This window comes from Fictibacillus nanhaiensis (genome assembly GCF_036213205.1).
Classification (GTDB): domain Bacteria; phylum Bacillota; class Bacilli; order Bacillales; family Fictibacillaceae; genus Fictibacillus; species Fictibacillus nanhaiensis_E.
In genome coordinates this window covers 1-24,297 of the sequence record NZ_JARMFC010000026.1, presented here as the reverse complement: position 1 = coordinate 24,297, position 24,297 = coordinate 1, and the positions used below count along the sequence as shown (strand labels likewise).

Annotated in this window: 21 protein-coding genes; all 21 read right to left on the bottom strand. The window is 39.7% G+C overall.

All coding sequences use genetic code 11. The features are described 5' to 3' along the window. Nucleotides 1-167: 167 nt before the first annotated feature. Nucleotides 168-1,733, bottom strand: a complete 1,566-nt coding sequence (rny, locus tag P4V41_RS19360) for a ribonuclease Y (RefSeq protein WP_328086778.1) — start codon at nt 1,731-1,733, stop codon at nt 168-170. A 671-nt stretch (nt 1,734-2,404) separates the two neighbouring features. Beyond that, entirely contained in the window at nt 2,405-3,451 is a 1,047-nt protein-coding gene (recA, locus tag P4V41_RS19355) for a recombinase RecA (protein ID WP_328086777.1), read from the bottom strand. Between the two features lie 126 nt (nt 3,452-3,577). Further along, nucleotides 3,578-4,819, bottom strand: a complete 1,242-nt coding sequence (locus tag P4V41_RS19350) for a competence/damage-inducible protein A (RefSeq protein WP_328086776.1) — start codon at nt 4,817-4,819, stop codon at nt 3,578-3,580. A gap of 154 nt (nt 4,820-4,973) precedes the next feature. Beyond that, complete coding sequence (gene pgsA, locus P4V41_RS19345) at nt 4,974-5,552, bottom strand: CDP-diacylglycerol--glycerol-3-phosphate 3-phosphatidyltransferase (protein ID WP_328086775.1); 579 nt, start codon at nt 5,550-5,552, stop codon at nt 4,974-4,976. 42 nt (nt 5,553-5,594) lie between these two features. Next, on the bottom strand, nt 5,595-6,461 hold the full coding sequence (locus P4V41_RS19340; RefSeq protein WP_328086774.1) for a helix-turn-helix domain-containing protein: 867 nt from the start codon (nt 6,459-6,461) through the stop codon (nt 5,595-5,597). An 18-nt stretch (nt 6,462-6,479) separates the two neighbouring features. Further along, nucleotides 6,480-7,256, bottom strand: a complete 777-nt coding sequence (locus tag P4V41_RS19335; protein ID WP_066393823.1) for a DUF3388 domain-containing protein — start codon at nt 7,254-7,256, stop codon at nt 6,480-6,482. Nucleotides 7,257-7,390: 134 nt separating this feature from the next. After that, nucleotides 7,391-7,648, bottom strand: coding sequence for a DUF3243 domain-containing protein (locus P4V41_RS19330; RefSeq protein WP_066393818.1), 258 nt, complete (start codon nt 7,646-7,648; stop codon nt 7,391-7,393). Nucleotides 7,649-7,717: 69 nt separating this feature from the next. Further along, nucleotides 7,718-8,443, bottom strand: a complete 726-nt coding sequence (ymfI, locus tag P4V41_RS19325) for an elongation factor P 5-aminopentanone reductase (RefSeq protein WP_328086773.1) — start codon at nt 8,441-8,443, stop codon at nt 7,718-7,720. 60 nt (nt 8,444-8,503) lie between these two features. Next, a complete protein-coding gene (gene yfmH, locus P4V41_RS19320) occupies nt 8,504-9,793 on the bottom strand; it encodes an EF-P 5-aminopentanol modification-associated protein YfmH (protein ID WP_328086772.1) in 1,290 nt (429 codons plus the stop codon). Next, nucleotides 9,774-11,078, bottom strand: coding sequence for an EF-P 5-aminopentanol modification-associated protein YfmF (gene yfmF / locus P4V41_RS19315; protein WP_328086771.1), 1,305 nt, complete (start codon nt 11,076-11,078; stop codon nt 9,774-9,776). The genes yfmH and yfmF overlap by 20 nt, the downstream gene beginning before the upstream one ends. Nucleotides 11,079-11,373: 295 nt before the next feature. Then, nucleotides 11,374-12,336, bottom strand: a complete 963-nt coding sequence (locus P4V41_RS19310; protein WP_328086770.1) for an ABC transporter permease — start codon at nt 12,334-12,336, stop codon at nt 11,374-11,376. Beyond that, nucleotides 12,336-13,388 carry an ABC transporter permease gene (locus P4V41_RS19305; RefSeq protein ID WP_328086769.1) on the bottom strand — a complete coding sequence of 351 codons (1,053 nt, stop codon included), beginning with the start codon at nt 13,386-13,388 and terminating at the stop codon, nt 12,336-12,338. The genes P4V41_RS19310 and P4V41_RS19305 overlap by 1 nt, the downstream gene beginning before the upstream one ends. Further along, the gene (locus tag P4V41_RS19300; protein ID WP_328086768.1) at nt 13,378-14,904 is read right to left on the bottom strand and encodes an ABC transporter ATP-binding protein; all 1,527 of its coding nucleotides are present in this window, start codon (nt 14,902-14,904) and stop codon (nt 13,378-13,380) included. The genes P4V41_RS19305 and P4V41_RS19300 overlap by 11 nt, the downstream gene beginning before the upstream one ends. Nucleotides 14,905-14,986: 82 nt before the next feature. Then, entirely contained in the window at nt 14,987-16,054 is a 1,068-nt protein-coding gene (locus tag P4V41_RS19295; protein ID WP_328086767.1) for a BMP family protein, read from the bottom strand. 90 nt (nt 16,055-16,144) lie between these two features. Further along, the gene (locus tag P4V41_RS19290; protein ID WP_066393804.1) at nt 16,145-16,870 is read right to left on the bottom strand and encodes a GntR family transcriptional regulator; all 726 of its coding nucleotides are present in this window, start codon (nt 16,868-16,870) and stop codon (nt 16,145-16,147) included. Between the two features lie 196 nt (nt 16,871-17,066). Then, entirely contained in the window at nt 17,067-19,427 is a 2,361-nt protein-coding gene (locus P4V41_RS19285; RefSeq protein ID WP_328086766.1) for a DNA translocase FtsK, read from the bottom strand. Nucleotides 19,428-19,546: 119 nt separating this feature from the next. Next, nucleotides 19,547-19,756 carry a YlzJ-like family protein gene (locus tag P4V41_RS19280; RefSeq protein WP_328086765.1) on the bottom strand — a complete coding sequence of 70 codons (210 nt, stop codon included), beginning with the start codon at nt 19,754-19,756 and terminating at the stop codon, nt 19,547-19,549. Beyond that, nucleotides 19,753-20,496 carry a ClpP family protease gene (locus P4V41_RS19275; protein WP_328086764.1) on the bottom strand — a complete coding sequence of 248 codons (744 nt, stop codon included), beginning with the start codon at nt 20,494-20,496 and terminating at the stop codon, nt 19,753-19,755. Before P4V41_RS19275 ends, P4V41_RS19280 begins: the two co-directional genes overlap by 4 nt. Before the next feature lie 92 nt (nt 20,497-20,588). Further along, nucleotides 20,589-22,256, bottom strand: coding sequence for a ribonuclease J (locus tag P4V41_RS19270; RefSeq protein ID WP_328086763.1), 1,668 nt, complete (start codon nt 22,254-22,256; stop codon nt 20,589-20,591). A gap of 661 nt (nt 22,257-22,917) precedes the next feature. Next, nucleotides 22,918-23,787 carry a 4-hydroxy-tetrahydrodipicolinate synthase gene (gene dapA / locus P4V41_RS19265; protein ID WP_328086762.1) on the bottom strand — a complete coding sequence of 290 codons (870 nt, stop codon included), beginning with the start codon at nt 23,785-23,787 and terminating at the stop codon, nt 22,918-22,920. Between the two features lie 12 nt (nt 23,788-23,799). After that, the coding region (locus P4V41_RS19260; protein ID WP_328086761.1) for an ACT domain-containing protein at nt 23,800-24,297 on the bottom strand (498 nt) is incomplete at its 5' end.

Genomic DNA, 24,297 nt, shown 5'->3' with positions numbered 1-24,297 from the left:
CAGCTGCCGTATGAATAAACCCCGGTATTCTAGTACCCTTAACAGAGTTCTTTCAAACCATAATGTGTTTTTTCGAAAAAAACGATAACTTTTTTTATCCGAACTTCCTGTTATCAATAATACCCATATAAAAAAGCGATGGAATAATTTCCCACCGCTTTGTTTGTTTATTTTGCGTATTCAACTGCTCGGGTCTCACGAATGACTGTAACTTTGATGTGTCCTGGATAATCCAGTTCACTTTCAATCTTTTTCGTAATATCGCGTGCTAGTCGGTATGATGCTACATCATCAATCATATCCGGTTTAACCATGATACGTATCTCACGGCCTGCTTGTATCGCAAAAGATTTTTCAACACCATCAAATGATTCTGAAATCTCTTCTAACTTTTCAAGTCTTCGGATATACGTTTCAAGCGTTTCACGGCGTGCTCCTGGTCTTGCTGCAGAAAGTGCATCTGCTGCTGCAACTAGAGTAGCTATGATCGAAGTTGCTTCAGTGTCTCCGTGGTGAGACGCAATGCTGTTGATTACTACTGGGTGTTCCTTGTACTTCGTAGCCAGTTCAACACCAATGTCCACGTGACTTCCTTCTACTTCATGATCAATTGCCTTACCAATGTCATGAAGCAAACCAGCTCGTCTTGCTAGATGAACATCTTCACCTACTTCTGCTGCCATTAATCCAGCTAAGTAAGCTACTTCAGTTGAATGTTTCAGTACGTTTTGACCGTAACTTGTACGATACTTCAAACGTCCAAGAATTTTAATCAAATCAGGATGTAGTCCATGAACACCAACTTCAAAAGTCGTCTGTTCCCCTACTTCGCGGATATACTCATCCACTTCTCGACGTGATTTTTCAACCATCTCTTCAATTCGTGCAGGGTGAATTCTTCCATCCTGTACAAGCTTGTCCAATGCCATACGTGCAATTTCACGGCGGATCGGATCGAAACCAGATAGAATAACGGCTTCTGGAGTATCATCAATGATTAAGTCAATTCCAGTTAACGTTTCTAATGTCCTAATGTTTCGTCCTTCACGTCCAATAATTCTTCCTTTCATTTCATCGTTAGGAAGGTTTACTACAGAAACTGTAGTTTCTGCAACGTGATCGGCTGCACAGCGTTGGATAGCTAGGGAAAGAATCTCTTTTGCTTTCTTGTCCGCTTCTTCTTTAGCACGGTTTTCCATCTCTTTTACCATCATCGCCAACTCATGTGTCATCTCGTTCTCAGTTTCAGTCATGATAATTTGGCGGGCTTCATCCCTGGTAATGCTGGAAATGCGCTCAAGCTCTCGCTGTTGTTCTTTCAGCAATTCCTCCACTTTGCTTTCAATCTCTTCAATTTGTCGCTGTTTTTTGGTGAGAGACTCCTCACGTCGCTCTAAAGATTCCTCTTTTTTGTCAAGAGTTTCACTTTTTCTGTCTAGGATCTCTTCTTTTTGAACCAATCGATGTTCTTGTTTTTGAAGCTCGTTTCGACGTTCGCGAATTTCGCGTTCAGCTTCGGTACGTAGCTTATGGATTTCATCTTTTGCTTCTAACAGCGCTTCTTTCTTGCTGGCATCAGCATCGCGCTTTGCATCTTCAACAATTTGCGCAGCTGCTCGTTCTGCGCTTGAAATCTTCGCTTCAGCAATTGATTTCCTAACAAGATATCCGACAATAGCACCGACACCTAGTGAGACAAGCAAACTGGAGATGAATACTGCTAAACTTGGCATATTCCCACCTCCTCTTGCTTTCTGCTTTTCATACTGCATTTTTGGCGTCAATCGTCTTACATGTGCTGTGCACCATTCATGTCGTACAAATTCTATACATATCTTTTAATTTCATAAGAAATCAAAATATATCTTCATTTTATAGGTGTGCCAAAGGCTTGTCAAGAGAGTCAATCTTCTATATTAATTGGTTGACTTCAAAAAAGCAAGGAGCATATTTTGCCTGGTATATACGCTATTTTAGGAAGCTGTTTGCATATGCATCGCTGTTTTTGGAAGTAGTTTATTTTCAATTCAGATTGCTCGTTTTGAAAAAAAGGCTGTTTTAGACTTTGTTGCTCTTGAAAGTGTTGATTTCCGCTCCAGGTTGCTCGCTTTCCACAGGGCGTGCGGTGAGCCTCCTGCCGCTTTGCGCCATTAGGAGTCTTCACCAGTCTAGATGCAGTGGCTAGCCCCTCGAGGTCAAAAGTTGAATAGTCAAGAAGTCAAAGTACGTTTCATAGCCAATTCACCTTTTACTTGTCGGGGCTGAACGAGCCACTTCCACATTTCGGACTGACCGCTCGTCCCGTAGGAGTCGGCAACCTTACGCTACAATCAACTTGCAGATGGTGAGAATAGAAAAAAGCCAAAAAAAGACCGGTCGCATTGACCAGTCTTTAACTTAATTACTATTCTGTTAGCTCAAACTCTTCCTCTAATGAAGGAGCTTCTGCTTCAACCGTTGCTTTACCCTCTAACTGATAATAGTTGCGGATCTCTGCAACGATCGCGGATGCAATCTCAGGGTTTTCTTTTAGGAATTGCTTCGAGTTCTCACGACCTTGACCTAAACGTTCACCTTCGTAAGAATACCACGCACCACTCTTCTGAACGATGTCAATGTCAGAACCGATATCAAGAATTTCACCTTGATGTGAAATTCCTTCACCGTACATGATATCAACCTCAGCCGTTCTAAACGGAGGAGCGACTTTGTTTTTTACAACTTTAATCTTTGTTTTGTTACCAACTACATCCTGTCCTTGTTTCAGCTGTTCAGCACGACGAACTTCTAAACGAACGGATGAATAGAATTTCAATGCTCTTCCCCCTGGTGTTGTTTCAGGGTTTCCGAACATAACGCCAACTTTTTCACGAATTTGGTTGATGAATACTGCGATGGTTTTCGATTTATTGATAGCACCTGAAAGTTTACGAAGTGCTTGAGACATCAGACGTGCTTGAAGACCAACGTGAGAGTCACCCATTTCCCCCTCAATCTCAGCTTTAGGAACAAGTGCAGCAACGGAGTCAATGATTAAAATATCTACTGCTCCACTTCTTACAAGAGCTTCAGCGATCTCTAACGCTTGTTCACCTGTATCGGGCTGAGACAATAAGAGTTCATCAATATTAACGCCTAGCTTTTGGGCATAAACAGGATCAAGCGCATGCTCTGCATCAATAAATGCAGCTTGTCCACCGTTACGTTGTACTTCTGCAATGGCATGAAGAGCAACAGTCGTTTTACCTGATGATTCAGGACCGTATACTTCAATAATTCTTCCGCGAGGATAACCACCGATTCCAAGTGCGATGTCCAAGGTGATTGATCCACTGGAAACTGTTGAGATTCGCTGTTCCGTTTGTTCACCCAATTTCATGATGGAACCTTTACCGAACTGCTTTTCAATTTGGCGTAGAGCCATATCTAGAGCTGCTTTTCTATCGCTCATTCAATTCACTCCTCAAATTCATTCTACATGTATTTTTGTTTCATTAATTCTGTTACTTTCTACTTCTCTATCATATCTCTTTTTTGTTCATTTGCCAATCATTTTGCGAACATTTATTCGATTTTTTTATTGTCCTTCTTTGACCAATTGATTTAAATACCTAAATCCATGCTTGACTGCTCTTTCACGAATCCCTTTTCTTGATCCTGCAAGTTTTATGGAGTAGGAATGCGTTTGATCGTGCATCGATATGCCGATGAAAACTGTACCAGCCGGCTTATCTTCCTGTGTATCTGGTCCTGCAACACCTGTAAAACTGATTCCGATATCAGCCTTTGTCTGCTTTTTAATTTCCTCTGCCATCCACTCTGCACATTCTGAGCTAACAACACCATGATCTGTTATCAAAGTTTGAGGTACATTAAGCATCGATTGTTTACATTCGTTCGAGTAAACGACGGCTCCTCCTTGATACACAGAAGATGCACCAGGGAAATCAGTGATGATCTTGCTGAATAACCCACCAGTCAAGCTCTCTGCCGAAGCGATCGTCAGCTGATTATCTCGAAGAAGATCGAAAGTCTGATTCTCTAGCGTTTCTTCATCATATCCATAAAAATAGGACCCTGTACGACTTAATACTTCTTGTTCTACTTCATCTAACAGTCTTTTTGCCTCAGTTTCTGAAGGATGCGATGCAGTAAGCCGAATCGTAACTTCATGTTCAGATGCTAATGGCGCAATCGTAGGATTGCTTTGTTTCTCGATCAAATCCTGAAGCTTTGTTTCTAAGACAGATTCTCCAATACCAAAAAATTTTAATACTCGCGAATGAAACTTCGTCTGTACATCCATCTTAGAATAAAGAAAAGGAATAACATAATTGTTAAACATCGGTCTCATCTCACTAGGTGGTCCAGGTAGGAGTATACACGTGTTGTCACCATGAGTAAACGCCATCCCAGGTGCCATCCCGTTATCATTTGGCAAAACGGTAGATCCTTCTATAATGAGAGCTTGCTTTTTGTTGTTCGGTGTCATCTCTCGATTGGTTTGATCAAAATAATTTCTTATATACTGTAGTGCTGCTTCATCATGAACCAATTCTTTTTGAAACAGTTTTGCGATTGTTTCTTTAGTTAGATCATCTTTTGTTGGTCCAAGACCTCCAGTAAAGATGATCAGTTCGGATCGTGACCTAGCTGTTTGAATGACAGATGATAGACGCTTTGAATTATCACCCGCGACAGAGTGATAAAAAACGTTCACTCCGATATCAGCCAGTCCTTTTGAAATAAATTGAGCGTTCGTGTTTGCGATCTGTCCCAATAAAAGTTCACTGCCAACTGCTATGATTTCTGCGTTCAACTCATACACGCTCCCTGATTGTATTCTCTGTATTGATATAATTCAAACTTATAAATTCTAAAAATCTCCATAGATGCTTCGTATTTTCTGCATTTTCACCTATGGCTAATAAAAAAACAGGAGTTGTCTGCTCCTGTTTTTTCTAGTTACTCAATTACTTTGATTTTAATAGAATATGTTTGCTGTTCACGAAATACTCCCAGCCGGAATATAAGGTAATAAGAGTTGCTGCCCATAAACTAATCGTTGCAAAAGGCAATCCAATCCAAGCAAATGGCAGATTATGAAGCAATAGAGCAGAAATCGCAATAATTTGAATCCACATCTTCAGCTTACCCATCTGTCCAGCTGCAATGACCTCGCCTTCTGCTGAAGCAACAGCACGGATGCCTGTAACAGCAAATTCTCGGCTAAGGATAACGATAACCATCCATGCAGGTGCAAATCCTAATTCAACTAATCCTACAAGTGCAGCTGAAACGAGCAGCTTGTCTGCTAGAGGGTCCAAGAATTTCCCCAAATTCGTAACTAGATTATATTTACGTGCATAATAGCCGTCTACCCAATCGGTGCTGGATGCAAAGATAAAGATCAGTGCAGCAACAAAATGAGTAACAGGCAATTCTTCACCAGCTATTTTCCAAACACCCCAATCAAAATCGCCCAAAAGAACAATCATAAAGAGTGGAATTAAAAAAATCCTAGAAATGGTAATCTTATTAGGTAAGTTCAATGCAATTCCTCCAAAATACGGTCAAAATCAATATTGTTTAAACTATTGTTGCGTCTTACGAATCACGATTTTTTGATGGATCAGATCTGTAGCTGGTACTGGATAAGTGAATGCTTCCCCATTAATCTTAATAGATGTTACATGTGACGCGCCAATATTTAGTGTTACCTCTTTTGCAGAAGATAGGTCAAAGGTTTCAGTTTGGCCTTCTTTCATCTGATTATCAAAATAGCTTTTCTTTGTCTCATCTTGGATACCCACGTAACTAGGACCTTTTGCGCTAAGCTCCACAACGAGTTTATCCGTATCTTTCAGATCATAAGTCGTTACTTTTCCGACCGTTTCAAGTTTCGTTAATGTTTGCTGTTTCACTTCTTCTTTTGGAGCATCCGATTCTTTTTCTTCAGCAGAATCTTCTTTGTCTTTTTTGACTTCTTCTTTTTTCTGCGGTTTGTTTTCATCTGCATCTAATAAAACACCTGGAGCATCATTCCCGCTTTTAGCTTGATCATTTCCATCAGGAAGAAGCTTCCACACGACGAAGAGAACAATTACGATTAATATCCCAATAATTATGATCGGTATCAATCTCTTTAGAAGAGAATGATCTTCTGCTACTCCTGATCGCTCTCTTTTTGATCGGGGTTCGAACTCTGTTGTTGGTTCTTTAGCCGATTTTGGTATCTCATGAGAATATTCATCAAAGATGGTCTCATAATGCAACCCTACAGCTTCGCAATAATTCTTAATGAATGCTCGAGCATAAAACGATCCAGGAAGCACCTCATACTTTCCTTCTTCTATCGCTACTAGATATCGTTTTTGTATCTTTGTCGCTGTTTGAAGTTCTTCTAGTGACATTCCTTTTTCTTCACGTTTTTCTTTTAATAACTTACCGAGTTCTGTCAACCTTCCCACCTACTTACGTCATTCTAAATTTCCAAATCCTGTTTGATCTTGTTTCAGAGCTTCATATGTAATTTCTTCATCACGATGACTTTTCAGCTCGATAATATAGTCAAAATCATCAAGTGTATATTCCGTTTGCTGAACAAAAAGATCAGGATGTTCCACAACTTTCGCTGCAGGAAGCCTCATGATCTCTCGTATGAGCTGCCAATGCTTATCATTCATATTACGTGCTGAAACTGCACCATCGATAATAAAAACGTGGTCAGAATCGTATTCATCATCCGCTAACATACTCCTAACGGTCTGACGCAACAGTGTCGATGAGATAAAGACCCACCGTTTGTTCGCACAAACACTCGATGCAACGATACTCTCAGTTTTCCCAACACGCGGCATGCCTCTAACGCCGATTAATTTATGTCCTTCAACTTTATATAATTCAGCCAAAAAGTCAACTAATATACCAAGTTCATCTCTTATAAAACGAAACGTTTTCTTATCGTCAGCATCACGTTCAATATATCTGCCGTGCCTTACAGCAAGACGATCGCGAAGCTTCGGTTTTCGAAACTTGGTTACTGTAATGTTATCCATTGAATCTAAGATCGATTGAAGCCGGTTGATCTTTTCTTCGTTATCAATGATAAGAAGCATTCCTCGTCGCTCGTTATCAACACCGTTAATCGTGACGATGTTAATTCCAAGCATACCTAATAAGGAAGAAATATCCCCAAGGAGACCCGGCCGGTTTTTATGTATCTCATACTCTAAATACCATTCTTGCTCTCCCATAGTTCATCTCCTTATTCTTTCAAAATGAAACAAAATTCTACATCTATTCTTGTTTCTAATAATAAATGATTTCAATTTATTATGAAAGCAAAATAAAAGGATGTTAAGAAAAAATTCTTAACATCCTTTACCATTTAGCGGCTACCGTCGTTTTGAACTAGCTTGACCATCATGTTAGCGATGGCGTGTCTTTCGTTTTCATCGGCCACTTTCCAAAGATCGGCAAGAACTTTTTCTTCCTCGTTTTTTGGTTCAACGTGGTTCGCTAAGTATCCACCGATCTCAGTTGCTAAGTTAGAAATCGTATCGTGGTTCATACCTTCGTGTTCCGCGTGATTTAAACGCTCTGCCAAGAAATCTTTCCATTGACCAAAGTTGTCTAATACAGACATGCTGTCTCCTCCTTCAAGGTTGATACAGCATTAATATCTCTTAGTTCGACCCTTTTTATACATGTTTTTTTAAGTAAACCACGAACCGTTTATAGAAAGGATGTGTCCGGAAATATAATCAGCTTTTTCGCTCATTAAAAATTCCACAGCATGAGCAATCTCACGAGGTTCACCAAAACGACCAGCAGGTATTTCCTCAGCAATCAAACGCTTCTCATCATCTGAAAACTGGTCCATCATTGGTGTTCTGATGACTCCTGGTGAAACACCATTCACTTGGATATGGCTTGGAGCTAGTTCTTTTGAGAGTGCTTTTACAAACGTATTTAACCCGCCTTTTGCAGCCGAATATACGGTTTCACATGCGGCACCAACTTCTCCCCAAACTGAGGAGATCATGATGATCTTACCCGATTTTTTTTGAATCATTTTAGGAACAATGGCTTTTGTTAATGAAATCGCACTTAAAAGATGCAACTGCATCGTCTCTGTGATGGACTTTTCTGTAAAATCAGTGAGCAGACCAAATTGAGAAGAACCACAGTTATAAATGAACACATCGATTGGCTCTTGAATTTGTGTCCATAGAGCTTTTGGTCCTTCTGCTGTAGACAGATCAGCAGACACAATAAAGACAGGTACTCCGTATTTATCCTTTAATTCGCTCTCTAGTTTTTCTGCTGCACTTATATTGGTATTGTAGTGAAGGTATAAGCTAAAACCATGTGATGCTAACATATGGCTGATCTCACTACCAATCGCTCCTGATGCTCCTGTTACTAGCGCGTTTTTCACTTTGTATCCCTCATTACTTAAAAAAACACCCTACCTCAGCAGGATGTTTTTTTACATTTATTATGACTTCTTTTTTTGTACTTGGCAAACGGTCATCGCTTCTTTTTTAAAGTGGTTTTGTAAAACATCTTCAACATCATGAACGGTTAGGGATTCAAAGACTGGGATAACATCAAATAGATCCATTTCATTGAACGCATAACGAGTGAACTGATTCGCAATAAACTCCGGTGAGTTCAATGAACGTAAAAAAGCACCAATCTTCTTTTTTCGGGCACGATCAAATGAGTCTTCAACAATTGGCTGCTGTTTAAAGGACTCTACCATACTAGAGATCCTTTCAACAAATTCATCTGGAGACCCAGTATCCCCACCAAGCATGCTAAATCCAAACCCATTCTCTTCTGTATAATCAAATGAGAAAGTCTGATCGATCAATCCTTCTTCATACAATGCTTCATAATTTGGGGAGCTTTTTCCAAACATCATTTCTAGGAGAAGGTTAACACTTAGTTCATGTTTCATTAACTCTTTACCTTGGCGATTAGGAGTAGCTTCTTTATAGCCCATATAGCATTTAGGAGTCTGAACGGTCATCTCGATTACTTTCTTTGATTTTGCGACCGTTTGAGGCTCATCATCAAAGAATCTTTCGATGTGTTCTTTTTCTTTAAACGTTTTTTGTGATTGATTGTCTTTAACGAAATTTAAAATATCTTTAGCATCTACTGGCCCCACGATAAAAAGAATCATGTTGCTTGGATGATAAAACGTCTCATAACATTCATAAAGATCATCTTTTGTGATCTTAGCGATGGATTTTTCTGTTCCAGCGATATCAATCTTTACCGGATGATGATGATACATATTTTCAATCAGGCCAAAATAAACACGCCAATCTGGATTATCATCGTACATTCTAATCTCTTGACCGATGATACCCTTTTCTTTTTCAACTGTTTTTTCAGTAAAATACGGTTCTTGAACAAAGTCGATTAAGGTCGTTAAGTTCTTCTTCACATCACCTGTTGTAGAAAACAGATATGCGGTTCTGTTAAAGGTAGTAAATGCGTTAGCTGACGCACCTTGTTTACTAAAATCTTGAAAGACATCTCCGTGTTCTTTTTCAAAAAGTTTGTGTTCAAGAAAATGGGCGATCCCATCAGGTACTTTTACATTTTCATCCTTGCCTAGTGGCTTAAAGTGATTATCCACCGATCCATAATGAGTCGTAAACGTAGCATATGTTTTATTAAAGCCTTTCTTTTCCAGAACATATACCTTTAAACCATTTGGTAGTTCTTCAAAATGCAGAGTTTCGTCTAATTGATCAAACGTTTTCATTCCCATTCGTGCCTGCTCCCTTCAAGAAGAAAATAGTATCTAGGGTTACTTTTTTAGCTACTGCAACAACATCGTCTTTAGTTACTTTTTTTATTCCTTCCATCCATTCTTCAATGGATCGATTCGTACCGGCAACAACATTGTGATACAGCACTTCTGATAGACCGATAGGGTGGTCGATCGTCTCTAACACTTGGTTGTTGATCATTGCCTTCGTCTGTTCAAATTCAGAGTCTGTTATATTACCCTTTTTCATTTCTTCATGCTGTTCTTTAATAATTTTTACAGCCTTTTCATAGTTGGCCGTTTCAATTCCGCTCATAACAAAAACAGCTCCCTTATGGCTCTCGAACCGAGAAGCTGCATAATAAGCCAAACTTTCTTTTTCCCGAACGTTCATGAACAACTTAGAATGAGAAAATCCACCGAAGATACCGTTAAACACTTGCAAAGCAAAATAATCTTCGTCCGCATAAGTGGTATACGTGCGGTAACCCATGTGTAGCTTTCCTTGTTGAACATCCTGTTCTTCAAAGATTTCCTTAACTTCAGTGATCCTTTTTTCATCTGCAGCATTCACTGCTTTAGTGTCATCTTCTTTTCTATCCTTTGAAAATCGAAAATGCTTACTAACCTTGTCAACCATCTCATCTGTTGAAATATCACCGACGACATACAGATCAATCTTATCAGTTCTTATCACTTCCTGATAATATTCGTATAGCTCTTTTGATGTAATTGAATCCACTTCATCACCGTTACCGTACACATTTAAGCGATACGGCTCTGTGTCATACATCTCTTCTAACAGACGTTTATTTGCATAACGCATCTTGTCATCATAGATCGATTCGATCTGCTGTTTTAAACTACGCTTTTCTTTTTTTACGATCCCTTCTTTAAAAACACCGCCTTCTACAGCTGGTGCTAAGAGTACCTGTGATAATAGGTGGAAGGCTTTATCGAGAACAGGTTCTGAATTGGATAGAAATTTCTCGTTCGCTACTTCCATCCGAATACTGATCACCTGATTCTCACCTTTTTTAGAAAGATCTGCATTTAATGTGGCTCCATAAAGATCATCCAAAGCACTTCTAAGCTCTTTTGAAGAAGGAAAATCCTTTGTGCCGCTCTGCAATACATAAGCAAGCAAAGCACGCTTTGTTACGTTCTTTTCGTTGATCGGTTCTTTTACCTGAAGTATGAACGATGTCGTCTTATACTTTTTTGTTTCAATCGTATGTACAGTCATGCCGTGGAGATTGGTTTGTTTATGATTAACAATTCCCATTGAATATGTACCCCTTTCATTATGTCTACATCCTAGTTTACCCATTTTCGATACCTGACATGACATTCCTTCTTCTAAAACAAAAAAAGTCCACCGAATGGCGGACTTTTTTATTCTATGTTACTCAAAGATGTTTTTTAAAAGCAGTTGATTTCCGTTTCAGGATGCTCACTTTCCGCGGGGCAGTCGGTGAGCCACATTCGTACGTTCACTCTTAAGCGTCTCACCTGCTCGCATAAAAAGAATCAAAATAATATTGCCATCTTAAAAGATATCACCAGAAGTAATCAGTTTTTTATCTTTTTCCTTTTTCATAAGGAGTTCCAAGTGCTTTTGGAGCGTCAGCACGTCCTACTAGACCAGCCAAAGCTAATATCGTAAGAACGTAAGGCGCGATAAGCAGGAATACTTTCGGAATGTCTTGCAGACCTGGAATCTGTGCCCCAGAGATACTGATCGCTTGCGCAAGACCGAAGAATAAAGCAGCTCCTAAAGCACCAAGTGGATGCCATTTACCGAAGATCATAGCAGCTAGAGCCATGAAACCTTGTCCTGTAATCGTGGAGTGCGTGAAGTTACCAGAAATGGAAGCCACATAAACAGCTCCACCGAGTCCAGCAAGTGCTCCACTTAATAAAACCCCAACATAACGCATCTTTTTAACGTTGATCCCCATCGTATCTGCAGCCATCGGATGTTCACCTACAGAACGAAGACGAAGACCAAATGGTGTTTTGTATAGAACATACCAAACGATTAAAGCTACAAATACTGCTAGATAAGAAGTCAGATACGCATTTGAGAAAAATAGTTTTCCGATTAACGGAATATCTGACAGAAACGGAATATCACTTTTAGAGATACGCTGTGAAATAACAGGTGTTTGTCCTGCATTAAATATTTTCTTCGTTAAGAAGATCGCGAGTCCCGCAGCCAAAAAGTTGATCGCTACACCACTGACAACTTGGTCTGCTTTGAGCGAGATACTCGCAACTGCATGAATGGACGCAAATAACGCTCCAACAATCATAGCAACAACAAAACTGACCCACGGAGCTGCACCAGCTAATCCAAACTGTTCTCCATAATAGATCGTTACAGCTCCTGTAAAAGCACCAAAAAGCATAAGACCTTCAAGTCCAATATTTACAACACCAGAACGCTCACTAAAAACTCCGCCTAAAGCGGTAAAGATTAATGGTGCAGCTGACACGATTGCAGCAGGTATGATTAGTGCTAGAATATCCATAAAACTCATCAGATCTTACCTCCTCTGTTCACACGGTTCATCAACCAATGAACAAGATAGCTGCACGCAACAAAGAAGATGATTAGAGCAATTACAACACCTACAAGTTCAGTTGGAACACCTGCTATTGCTTGCATGTTTAGGGCACCAATCTTTAGTCCGCCGAACAATGCAGCACCTAAAATTACTCCGATCGCACTGTTCGCACCAAGAAGTGCAACGGCGATCCCATCAAATCCTACTCCGGTAAAACCGGCATTAATCGTCATGTATTGATACGTACCTAGACCTTCCATACTTCCTGCAATCCCCGCAAATGCTCCTGAGATAGCCATGGAAAGGACGATATTTTTTGAAACGTTGATTCCCGCGTATTGAGATGCATGCTGGTTGAAACCTACAGCACGAAGCTCATAACCTAATGTTGTTCTCCATAATAAGAACCACATGATTACTGCAGCAACGATTGCTACAATGATGCCAAAATGTAATGTCGAATATTCAGTAATACGTTGTAAGAACGGTGAAGCTAGAGAAGCAGATTCTTTTACGTTCTCGGTTCGCTCACCTGGAGCAAGCATGAAATTACGAATAATTTCATTCGTACTATAAAGTGCAATATAGTTCATCATAATTGTTGTAATAACTTCATGAACTTTAAATCGCGCTTTTAAGATACCAGGAACAGATCCCCATAGTGCACCAGCAACACCTGCAGCAAGAACAGCGAGAGGAATATGAATGATTGCCGGAGCATCAACAAAGATACCCACATAAACAGCAGCTAACCAACCGACTAAAAGCTGTCCTTCTACGCCGATGTTAAATAAGCCGGTTCTAAAAGCAAACGCAACAGCAAGTCCTGACAAGATAAGAGGTGACATCTGTCTGATGGTTTCACCTATATAGTATGATCCACCAAATATCCCTTGAAAAAGGGCTAAATAAGCTTCGATCGGTTTATAACCGCTTATCAGCATGATAATGCCACCAATAAGAAGACCTAAAAATACGGAGATGAGAGGCACTAAAAATTTCATTTTGTTCGAATTATTCTGCATGAACGGTACCTCTCTTTCCTCCGGCCATCAATAGACCAAGTTCTTGTTCTGTAGTTTCTTTCGGGTTTACGATTGCAACGATCTTTCCTTCATACATGACTGCGATTCGGTCACTCACGTTAATAATCTCATCTAATTCAAAAGAAACGAGCAGTACTGCCTTCCCATTATCCCTTTGTTCAATCAGTTTAGAATGGATGAACTCGATCGCTCCAACATCAAGACCTCGAGTTGGCTGAGCCGCAATTAAAAAGTCCGGATCGCGGTCAACTTCTCTTGCGATGATCGCTTTTTGCTGATTTCCACCGGATAAAGCACGCGCTGGTGTATAAGCATCAGGTGTACGAACATCGTATTCCTCGATTAACTTTTTCGCTTTATCAAAGATCGGTTTGAAGTTAAGTATTCCTGATTTTGAATATGGCTTTTGGTAGTATGTTTGAAGAACCATGTTCTCACCTACTGAAAAGTCCAATACAAGTCCGTGTTTGTGTCTATCTTGCGGAATATGACTCAGTCCGTTCTCTGTAACGCTTCTTGGAGATTTATTTGTAATCTCTTTATCACGAAGATGTATAGATCCTTCATGTACTTTATGAAGACCCGTGATTGCTTCTAATAGTTCAGATTGTCCGTTTCCGTCAACACCTGCGATACCTACGATTTCTCCAGCATGTACAGTCAAGTTTAAACCGTTTACCGCAGGAACCTTTCTGCTATCATGAACGACTAGATCTTTTATCTTCAAGACAGCTTCTTTAGGCTCAGCATCTATTTTTTCAACTTTAAAGTTTACCTCACGCCCTACCATCATCGCAGCTAAAGAATCCGGATTAGAATCGCTCACATCTACTGTACCAACGCCTCTTCCTCTTCTGATAACTGTACAGCGATCACATACCTCCATAATCTCCTTGAGTTTATGAGTGATTAAGATGATAGATTTGCCTTCGCTAACTAACTTTTTCATGATTTGAATAAGTTCTACAATCTCTTGAGGTGTTAACACGGCTGTCGGCTCATCAAAAATAAGAATGTCCGCTCCTCTATAAAGCGTTTTCAAAATTTCAACACGTTGCTGCATACCAACTGAGATATCTTCAATCTTTGCGTTAGGATCTACACGAAGTCCATATTGATCTGAAAGAGCTTGTACTTCTTTTGCAGCCTTCAATAAATCTACTTTTCCGCCTTTAGTAGGTTCTTTTCCTAGTATGATATTTTCGGTAACAGTAAACTTATCAACGAGCATAAAGTGCTGATGAACCATCCCAATACCAAGCGAGTTGGCAATATTCGGATCATTGTTCACCACTTTATTTCCTTTTACGAAGATCTCTCCTTGTTCAGGCTCATAAAGACCGAACAAAACGTTCATTAACGTTGATTTTCCTGCTCCGTTCTCTCCTAGTAAAGCATGAATCTCCCCTTTTTTTACTTGAAGCGTGATGTTATCATTCGCGACGATTCCAGGGAATTCTTTTCGGATATTGCGCATATCGATTACATATTCCATATTCTTGCTCCCCCCTTATTGCATAAGGAAGGACTTGGCTCATGCCAAGTCCTGGCCAATTATTTAACTCGTTTCACTTGAATTATTTTAAGTTCTTTTTGAACTCTTCAAATTCAGCGTCTGTCTTAGGAACTTTCACTTCACCAGCGATGATTTTCTTTTTGAAATCCTCTACAGCTGTTAGTGACTTCTCTTCCACGTTCTCTTGAGTTGGAGCGATACCTACTCCATCTTCTTTAAGACCGAACTCTACAATTTTTCCACCTGGGAACTTACCGTTCATCGCTTGCTCAGAAACTTCGTATACCGCTTGGTCTACACGCTTTACCATTGAAGTAAGTGTTACGTTCTCAGGCATACCTTCTTCGTGTTGGTCACGGTCAACTCCGATTACCCAAACATCTTCACCGTTCTTCTTACGGTTCTTCGCTTCAGTGAACACACCCATACCTGTTCCACCAGCTGCGTGATAGATCACGTCAGCACCTTGTTGATAGAACGTGTTAGCGATCTGTTGTCCTTTTTCAGCTTTGTTGAAGTCTTCTGCATATTGAACAAGTACTTCAGCTTTAGGGTTCGCTGTTAATACTCCAGCTTTAAATCCATTTTCAAACTTCTTGATCAGCTCACTGTTAACACCACCAACGAATCCTACTTTGTTGGATTTTGATTGCATACCAGCTACTAGACCTACTAAGAATGAACCTTCATGCTCAGAGAACGTAATATTTGCTACGTTGTCGCCTTTAACAACCATATCAACGATTGCAAGCTTTGCATCAGGCTGTTGTTTCGCTACTGTTTCTACATCAGTTCCCATTAAGAACCCGATTCCGAATACTACATCGTATTTTTGACGGATCAGTGAGTTTAGGTTCGGCTTGTAATCACTTTGTGCAGTTGATTGTAAGTATTTGTAACCTTTGCTTTCTTCTAAACTATTATCTTTACCAAACTTTGTTAGACCTTCCCAAGCTGACTGGTTAAAAGACTTATCGTCTACACCGCCAGTGTCTGTTACCATCGCTACTTTAAAGTCTTTTTTCTCTCCTCCGCCAGAAGACTTCCCGTCATCAGAAGATCCACATCCGGCAAGAATCGTACCGGCCGTTAACATTGCAGTTACCATTAATCCTAATTTCTTTTTCAAGTCATTTTCCCCCTGTAAGTGTTTTCATTTTAATGACTAAAACCAATGCTGCAAAATAAAGTACCGATCACCCCCTAAAAAAGACTTTAACTATAAGCGCTTTCTTAAAACAGAGAACATAAACTTATCAGATCTAAAATAGTTGCAAGAATAAAGTACAGGTTCATCAAATTGATCGTAGTGCATTTGTTTTAAGATGAGGAGTGGAACGCGTTCATCGCTTTCCAATATTTCAGAAACTCTGTCGTGATATCCGATCGGTTCAATGTTTGTTACCGCATACATAACACGTCTACCCGTTTCTTTTTCCAACATCTCTAAGAATGATTCATAATCGTGCAATCCTTTTGCAGGGAAAAGGTGTGCTGGCATGTGGTCTTTACAAAATACGACTGGTTCACCATCTGCAGTACGGACACGTTCCATCATCATGAGTCCTTCAGGCAATGAATCATTAAACTTACTAAGTAGTTCTTCTGTCACATCCGTCATCTGCGATGTTAAGAAAATAGTCCCAGCTCGTTTGCCGCCTCTTTCTATCATATCGGTCACACTGTAGAGTTCTTCAATACCGGATGAGAACAAAGCACGAGTTCTAACAAAGGTGCCAACACCATGTTTTCGAATGAGTACGTTTTCATCTTCTAATATACGAAGCGCTTCACGCAATGTAGCTCTTGAGATACCGAGCTGTTTTGATAGCTCAAATTCAGAAGGAAGTTTTTCTCCCTCTTTATAAATACCTTCTTCAATATCTTTTTTTAACTTTTCAATCACTTTTATATATAACAAGCGATGGTCAGCCTTTATTGACATTACAAAACCACCTTAACTAAGTTGTTCGACGTATGACAAATTATTAGTAGAATCGACATTACTATACCATTTTTAATTCTATAAATAAATACTATTTTTACAAATTTTTAATAGGTATTCTTTGGATTTTACATAAATTGAATTATATTCCAAACAAAAATGAAAACGAGCCCGTATGAGCTCGTTTTCCTACGACCTATGAACTAGAGGCTTCTTTTTCGTCCGGCATAGCAGATATCAGCACTTCTCGAGGCTTCGATCCTTCATATGGCCCAACAATTCCTTTCGATTCCATCGAGTCGATTAATCTTGCTGCTCTCGAATAACCGATGCGAAATCTTCTTTGAAGCATAGAAACTGAAGCTGTCTGCATATCAACAACTAGCCTTACCGCATCGCTAAACAAGTCATCTTCGGACTCCATGACCGCTGGTTCTGCTTCTTCAGTAGGAATCATCTCTGCTTGATATTGAGCTCTTTGCTGCGTCACACAGTGATCTACTATTCCTTCTACTTCTTCATCTGATAGAAACGCCCCTTGAACACGAACAGGTTTTGATGCTCCTGAAGGGAAGAACAACATATCTCCTCTTCCTAATAGCTTCTCTGCACCACCCATATCAAGTATGGTTCTAGAGTCTGTTTGTGAAGAAACACTAAACGCGATTCTTGATGGGATGTTCGCTTTAATAACACCAGTTATTACATCAACAGATGGCCGCTGAGTCGCAATAATCAAATGAATTCCTGCTGCTCGAGCCATCTGAGCAAGACGAGTGATCGCATCCTCTACGTCACCTGAAGCAACCATCATCAAATCAGCCAGCTCATCGACAATAACTACGATATAAGGTAAAAAAGGCTGTTTAGCATCACCTTTAGCATTTTGCTTTCGGATAGATTCATTATACCCTTCGATATTTCGTGTACCGCTAAGGGAAAATAGCTCATACCTGCGTTCCATCTCAGAGACTACTCGTTTTAATGCTTGCGCAGCCTTCTTTGGTTCAGTTACAACTGGAGCCAAGAGATGAGGTATTCCGTTATACATATTTAATTCTACCATCTTTGGATCAATCATCATCATTTTCACTTCGTGAGGTTTAGCTCTCATTAGAATACTCGTAATAATACCGTTTACACACACACTTTTACCACTTCCGGTTGCTCCAGCAACAAGCAAGTGAGGCATCTTAGAAAGATCTGCGATGATTGGTTCACCAGAGATATCTCTTCCTAGACCGATGGCGAGTGGTGATTGTTGACCAGAAAATTGAGGCGCCTCAAGTACTTCTCTTAATGTAACCATCGAGATCTCCTGATTAGGTACCTCAATACCAACAGCTGATTTTCCTGGTATCGGTGCTTCGATCCGAATATCTTTTGCTGCTAAAGCGAGAGCCAAGTCATCTGATAAATTTACAATCTTACTTACTTTAACACCTACATCTGGGTACACTTCATACTTAGTAACTGCTGGACCGAGGTGAACTTTAAGAACTTTTGCTTTTACACCAAAACTCTCAAACGTTTTTTCAAGTTTCTTCGCATTGCTCTTGCTTGCAGCATATTGCTTGTCTTTATGCTGACCGCTGTTTTGTGGCGTTCTGAGATGTTTCATTGTAGGAAGCTGATAATGTTCATTCTGAATTACTTCATCACCAAAATTAACAGGTAATGGTGAAGGTGCCGACTCAGGTTCAGCACGATTAACATCCTTTACATCTTCTTTTTCTGCATCATTACCGTACATCTGAGGGGCAAATTTCAACTGAACGCCGCTCTCAGTCTGTTGCACCCTTTTTGTAAAATCTTCTATCACAGGATCTTCAGAGATAATGATCTCTTCTGTATCTTCCTCTTCATCTACAGTTGCCGGCTTTAAATTTTTCTTTTCTTTTACTTTTTTGGTTCTTTCTTCAGAAAGTGACGATTTCTTTTCTTGTATGTATTCTTTTATTTTAGAAGCAGCTGAACTGGATGTATCAACTAGTTTCTGAAGAAGAACAGATAGCGATTTACCTGAAATCAACAGAAGGCTTCCTATTATTAAGAAGAAGATAACAAGTTTTGTTCCTCCAGCACCAAACAAAAAATAAAAAAGAGCAAAACCTATAGCTCCGACTAGTCCCCCACCAATATCATTGGTTGAAGTTTCTCCTTGAAGCTGCATCCAATATAGGTCCCAAGTGTTTCTAATCACCGAAGCATCTTTCCATTCCCCACCGTTAGTTAAATGTTCAAACAAGGTAAGGTGACTCAATACTAGAAATGAAAAGAACAAGATATATACACCTGTTAATTTTTTCGATACCAAAATCGGCCAACTTCTCTTCCATATCAAATAGAAAGATAATAAGATACAAGCAAGCAGAAGTATACCATACCATTCTCCACTAAAAAATCGCAGAAGGTGAACAAAAGCCATTCCCACGTTCCCCATTTTTGCAAGTGCAAGAGATGATAAAGCCAGGAGAGTAAGCCCTGCTATCTCAAACGTCAGTTGCTCCTTCCATCTGCCTTTATTCTTTGCTTTCTTTTTTTTGTTTTTTGCCATTTTTTTCACCTCACTAGCATGCAATAATATGTGTTTATGTACAAAAATAGAAAGAAAAGCAGCCCTGCAAATTAGAAGGCTGCTTTAAAATAGTATAGCATAATTCTCAGATGACTTTTTTAAAAATTTCGCAGCACCATTCCAGGTTGACAGTCTTCTAGCAAGAAATGAGAAGGGTCTGTGCTCATGATCTGAACGATCTTTGTTTCATCGCCGTTTCGTTCTACAAGGACAGGGACGTTATTATAAAGTATTACATTCTGCGCCGACTGTTCGTTTCCTTCTTCCGGAAACATCAATTCAAAAGGCTGCATCGTATACCAGATCATTGTGTTAACCCATTATCATCTTCTTTTTTGTTCGCTTCGATCAACTCATTCAACTTCTTTATTGCTTGACCCACTCCACCTACTTCATTAATAAGTCCATCACTTACGGCATCGGTTCCAATAACATTCGTTCCGATATCTCGTGTCAAGTTCCCTTTAGAAAACATTAGTTCTTTAAAACGCTCTTCCGTGATCTCCGAATGGCTCGTTACGAATGAGATCACTCGGTCCTGCATCTTGTCTAAATACTCAAACGTTTGCGGCACCCCGATAACAAGACCTGTTAATCGAACCGGATGAATCGTCATAGTAGCAGTAGGTGCAATAAACGAATAGTCTGCGCTTACCGCAATTGGAACTCCAATAGAATGCCCGCCTCCTAATACGAGAGATACACTAGGCTTTGAAAGGGAAGCAATCATCTCAGAAATAGCAAGACCAGCTTCTACATCCCCACCTACTGTATTCAGAATCACAAGAAGTCCTTCAATCTTATGATTTTGTTCAATGGCTACTAATTGCGGAATCAAATGTTCGTATTTGGTCGCTTTGTTGTTAGGAGGAAGCTGCATGTGCCCTTCGATCTGACCTACGATCGTCAAACAATGTATGCTTGATCCTTCCATTGTTGGAACGTTCGTCTGTCCTAGCGACTGTATCTTTTGAATAAGTCCTGAGCTTTCGTCCTTCTTTTGTGGTGCATCTGTGTGCGGTGCTTCTGTTTCTGGTGTCTGATCCATAATTCATACCCCTTCTAAGTTAGGTTCTTCTTAGTATGGGCGTAATTTCCATTCATATGAGAAAAAAAATAAAAACCCGCTTTATCAGCGGGTTAAATTTCCATAATGATCGGCATGATCATTGGTCTTCTCTTTGTTTTTTCAAATAGATACTGACTTAATGTATCTCTTACGTTTGATTTTAGACTTGACCATTCTTTCATATTTTCGTTCATGCACTTTTCAAGTACGTCACGAACTTTTGTATTTGCTTCCTGAAGGAGAGCTTCACTTTCACGAACATACACAAAGCCTCTTGAGATGATCTCAGGTCCTGAGATCAGCTTATGTGAATCTTTGCTAATCGTAACAACAACCACTAAGATACCATCTTGAGATAAAAGTTTTCGATCACGAAGTACGATGTTTCCGATATCGCCTACACCAAGTCCATCTACTAATACGTTTCCAGAAGGAACTTTCCCCGTTTTTTGCGCGAATCCGTTAGCGAACTCTACCACTTCACCTTTATCTACAATAAAGATATTGTCTTTTTCAACTCCAACTTCGATCGCCAACTTTTGATGCGCTTTTTGCATCTTATATTCACCATGAACTGGCATAAAGTATTTAGGTTTCATCATACTGAGCATGAACTTAAGTTCTTCAGCACTACCATGACCTGATACATGGACCTTCTTTTGGCCAAAGATAACATCTGCTCCTGTACGCATCAGTTTATCAACCATCTTCGCGACAGAAGTTTCATTGCCAGGTATCGGGGTAGCGGCAATAACGACTGTATCTGAAGGGCGAAGAGCGATCTGTTTATGTGATTTTTGAGCCATTCTAGACAATGCCGCCATCGATTCACCTTGGCTACCTGTTGTTAAGATGACTACTTTTTCATCACTGTAATCGTTTGCTTGATCGATTGTTACTAAAAGATCTTTTTCGATCGTCAAATACCCAAGCTGTGATGCAATATCAACAACTTTTACCATACTTCTTCCATTAACAGCTACTTTTCTGTTTGTTTTGGCAGCAGCGTTCATGACTTGCTGAACACGGTGTACATTTGAAGCGAAGGAAGCGATGATGATTCTTCCCTTTGCCGCTTGAAATACATCAAGGATTTCTTGTCCAACTTGTGCTTCTGGACCTGTAGATCCTGGGCGTTCTGCATTCGTACTGTCTGAAAGCAGACACAGTACGCCTTCTTCAGCTAGGCTTGAGATCTTACCAAATTCGGTATGCTGTCCATCGATCGGTGTATGATCGATCTTAAAATCACCAGTATTTGCAATAATTCCCTGTGACGTGTGAATTGCAATACCTACTGCATCTGGAATACTGTGATTTACGTGGAAGAAGCTTACCTTCGCACTGTTGAATGAAAGCTTTTGATTCGTTTCAATCATATTTAATTCTGTGGAACGCAAAAGTCCCGCTTCTTTTAATTTTGCTTCTACTAGTCCTAATGTCAAACGTGTTCCATAAACAGGTACAGGTACTTGTCTTAAGACATAAGGAAGCCCGCCGATATGGTCTTCATGGGCATGAGTTAAAAAGATTCCCGTTACACGATCCAGGTTTTCCTTCAAGTAGGTCACATCTGGTATGACGATATCTATTCCAAGCATTTCCTCTTGAGGAAACATTAGACCTGAGTCCATGACAAAAATTTCCTCACCTGTGTCCACTACATACATGTTTTTGCCGATCTCACCGACTCCGCCCAAGGCAAAAACTTTAATTTTATCTCTATTTTGTTTTGACAATGTGTATATTCCTCCTATGTTGTATGTAAAAAAATGAATCCCGATCACGTCACTTAAAATCATTATACTCTATGAGAGGAATACAAAACAAGACTGAGCAAAAGACAAATAAAAATAAGGTTATAGTTGTACGTAATAGTAATTGAACTTTGGTCTTTGTTTTTACACACCACTGATTATGAATAAACTTGGAAAATCAGCCGGCAGAACTATCATTAAAGAGAAGAATTAAGTCTCTGATTCAATGTTTCTCGATTAAATCAGGGCATTTCTGTTTTAAAAGGGAGTTGGTAAGACTGTGTACTCTAATTTGAACTGTAAATTTAATAGTAGAAGTCGCAAAGTATAATAATTTCACGGTAATCCATTTTATTTTCACGGTAAATCAAAATACATCCACATATAGAGCTAATAATTTCACGGATAAAATTATTTAAACAATTTTCGACAAAGCGTAGCAATACCAACGCGCGCACCTATAAAAACATGCCTGCATCTACCCAAACCCAAAATGAGAGCTTATTTTTATCGGTAGGAGGATGGAGATAGATCATTGCTGTCTACGAATACATACCTTTAATACTTTTTAAAAAAGGGCTTCGCATATAAATCCCATGCGAAGCCCTTTTTAACTGACTAAAGAAAACTCAATTTTACTTTTTTATAGGCTGTTTAATCTGCTTGAGAGCGCTTCTCTTTCAGATTGGTTTAAAGGTAATAAAGGTAATCTGACACCGCCTACATCAAGCCCTCTTAATTGTAATGCTGTTTTTACAGGAGCTGGGCTCGGTGCTTTAAAAAGTTCTTGCATAACCGGAAGAAGTTTGCGGTGAATACCTGCAGCTTCTTTATTTTCGCCGTTCCTAAACGCACTGATCATCGTTTGCATCTCGTTACCGATCACATGTGAAGCCACGGAAACGATACCAGCACTTCCAATTGCTAATGATGGAAGCGTCAGACCGTCATCACCACTGTAAACAAGGAAGTCATCCGGGGTATTCTCAATAACTTCACTCATCGTATCCAAATTACCTCCTGCATCTTTTAAGGCAACAATATTTGGAACTTCAGCTAAACGGAGCACTGTATCTACAGAAAATGTGATGACTGATCTTCCCGGAATGTTATACGCCATTATTGGAAGGCTTACTGCACTTGCAATAGCTTTATAATGAGCGATGATTCCTTCTTGACTTGGTTTATTATAATACGGTGCTACGATCATGATTGCATCTACACCGATTTCTTCAGCTTTTTTTGAAAGATCAATGGATGCTTTCGTATTGTTGCTTCCTGTTCCTGCAACTACCGGCACTCTACCATCAACCACTTTTACAATGTGTTTGAAAAGAGCTATTTTTTCTTCTGTAGTCAAAGTGGCTGATTCTCCAGTAGTCCCGGCTACAACAAGACTATCCGTACCATTCTTAAGCAGATGATTAACCAGTTTCGTCGTTCTGCCAAAATCGATGTTCCCTTTGCTGTCAAAAGGCGTTACCATAGCAGTGCTAATACTACCAAAATTCATTTACTTCACTCCTCAATACTCATTAAACTGCTGCTGTACAATTTCTTGTAAGTTCGCAGATATTCCTTCCTCATTCAAACGAAAAGCGGAATGAAGAGCATTTACTGATTCAATAAGATCTGCTTTCTTAACGAGCACCCAGATTGTAGTATGTGAATCAGCAGATTGTAAGATTTGAATGTTTCTGCTAGATAATGATTCTACGATAGCTGCTGTAACCCCTGGAGTCCCTGCGATCCCAGCTCCAACTGCAGATACTTTGGCACAATCTCGGTTCACTTCTGGTTCGTATCCAAGCTCTTTTAATTTTGCTATAGCCATATCTGTCTTGTCATCCATAATCGTATATACGACACCTTTAGGACTGATATTGATAAAATCTACTGAAATTTGTTCCTGTGCCATGGCTTTAAACACTTTTGTATGAAGATCATACTGACCATCGTTTGCATACACTTTAATTTGAGTAATGTTTGAAACATGTGCAATTCCCGTTATGATTGATTCTTG

Bases quoted from the DNA above. Each gene is read 5' to 3' on its own strand.
- rny (WP_328086778.1), bottom strand. From the start codon at position 1,733: ATGCCAAGTTTAGCAGTATTCATCTCCAGTTTGCTTGTCTCACTAGGT.
- recA (WP_328086777.1), bottom strand. From the start codon at position 3,451: ATGAGCGATAGAAAAGCAGCTCTAGATATGGCTCTACGCCAAATTGAA.
- P4V41_RS19335 (WP_066393823.1), bottom strand. From the start codon at position 7,256: ATGGGAGAGCAAGAATGGTATTTAGAGTATGAGATACATAAAAACCGG.
- P4V41_RS19330 (WP_066393818.1), bottom strand. From the start codon at position 7,648: ATGTCTGTATTAGACAACTTTGGTCAATGGAAAGATTTCTTGGCAGAG.
- yfmH (WP_328086772.1), bottom strand. From the start codon at position 9,793: ATGGGAATGAAAACGTTTGATCAATTAGACGAAACTCTGCATTTTGAA.
- yfmF (WP_328086771.1), bottom strand. From the start codon at position 11,078: ATGGGAATTGTTAATCATAAACAAACCAATCTCCACGGCATGACTGTA.
- P4V41_RS19310 (WP_328086770.1), bottom strand. From the start codon at position 12,336: ATGAGTTTTATGGATATTCTAGCACTAATCATACCTGCTGCAATCGTG.
- P4V41_RS19305 (WP_328086769.1), bottom strand. From the start codon at position 13,388: ATGCAGAATAATTCGAACAAAATGAAATTTTTAGTGCCTCTCATCTCC.
- P4V41_RS19300 (WP_328086768.1), bottom strand. From the start codon at position 14,904: ATGGAATATGTAATCGATATGCGCAATATCCGAAAAGAATTCCCTGGA.
- P4V41_RS19290 (WP_066393804.1), bottom strand. From the start codon at position 16,870: ATGTCAATAAAGGCTGACCATCGCTTGTTATATATAAAAGTGATTGAA.
- P4V41_RS19285 (WP_328086766.1), bottom strand. From the start codon at position 19,427: ATGGCAAAAAACAAAAAAAAGAAAGCAAAGAATAAAGGCAGATGGAAG.
- P4V41_RS19280 (WP_328086765.1), bottom strand. From the start codon at position 19,756: ATGATCTGGTATACGATGCAGCCTTTTGAATTGATGTTTCCGGAAGAA.
- P4V41_RS19275 (WP_328086764.1), bottom strand. From the start codon at position 20,496: ATGGATCAGACACCAGAAACAGAAGCACCGCACACAGATGCACCACAA.
- dapA (WP_328086762.1), bottom strand. From the start codon at position 23,787: ATGAATTTTGGTAGTATTAGCACTGCTATGGTAACGCCTTTTGACAGC.